This window comes from Mesorhizobium sp. M2C.T.Ca.TU.002.02.1.1 (assembly GCF_003997225.1).
Window position 1 is genome coordinate 1 of record NZ_RZTO01001409.1, and the last position, 724, is coordinate 724.

Annotated in this window: 1 protein-coding gene and 1 pseudogene; both read right to left on the reverse strand. The window is 59.7% G+C overall.

The genetic code is table 11. The features are described from left to right. Positions 1-293, reverse strand: a pseudogene (locus EOD07_RS36425) (hypothetical protein); the annotation flags it as partial. 180 nt (positions 294-473) lie between these two features. Then, complete coding sequence (locus EOD07_RS36430) at positions 474-716, reverse strand: PepSY domain-containing protein (RefSeq protein WP_245470639.1); 243 nt, start codon at positions 714-716, stop codon at positions 474-476. Positions 717-724 lie beyond the last annotated feature (8 nt).

Sequence of the window (724 nt, forward strand, 5' to 3'; positions counted from 1 at the left end):
ACCATATGCAGCCAGAAACTTCGCAGCGAGAAGAACTCGGCGATCAAGGCAAAGACCAGCGTCTGCATACCCGTCAGGATGATCGTCAGGAAATAGACGAACATACCGAGGGGCGGCACCACCAGCACGGCGACCGGCGTGAGTTCCATAAGCCCGAAATAAGCTGGCGCGTCGGGTAGCGAACTCAGTATCGCGTAGATCACCACCACGGCGATCAATCCGACGAGCGCAGAGACCAGATAGCCGACAAGCACCATCAGGATGCGTTTCAGGACGTAGCCGATCATTGCCATGCACCCCCGAGCCCGCAATCACGGCGGGCAGTTAGCCACCAAAGTTTTGTCGATGCAAGTGTGGTCCGTCGCGCCGGGTTTTCGTGCGGCAAAGGAGTGTTAAGCGCCAAAGCACGGAGGTCGGACACCGGCGGGCAGCGGCTTAAATGCTTTGGCAGGCTCGGCGGAGGGCGAGGCAGCCTATTTTGGTTCGCCGGTCACGGGGTCGTAGGTGATTTGGACCTTGGCCTTGTCCGTGGTGTAGTAGGTGATGGTGTAGCCGTCGCTATCCCAATCGACCTCCTTCACATAGCGGAAGTCGGTGCGGCGCTCGACCTTGGCGACGATCTCCGAAAGTTTCTTGGCATTCTGTGGGGGTAGTGCCTTGTCGTCCGCCGCGAAGGCCGGTCCGCCGGCCAGGAGGACCGCGATACCGGTTGCCAAAACAACAG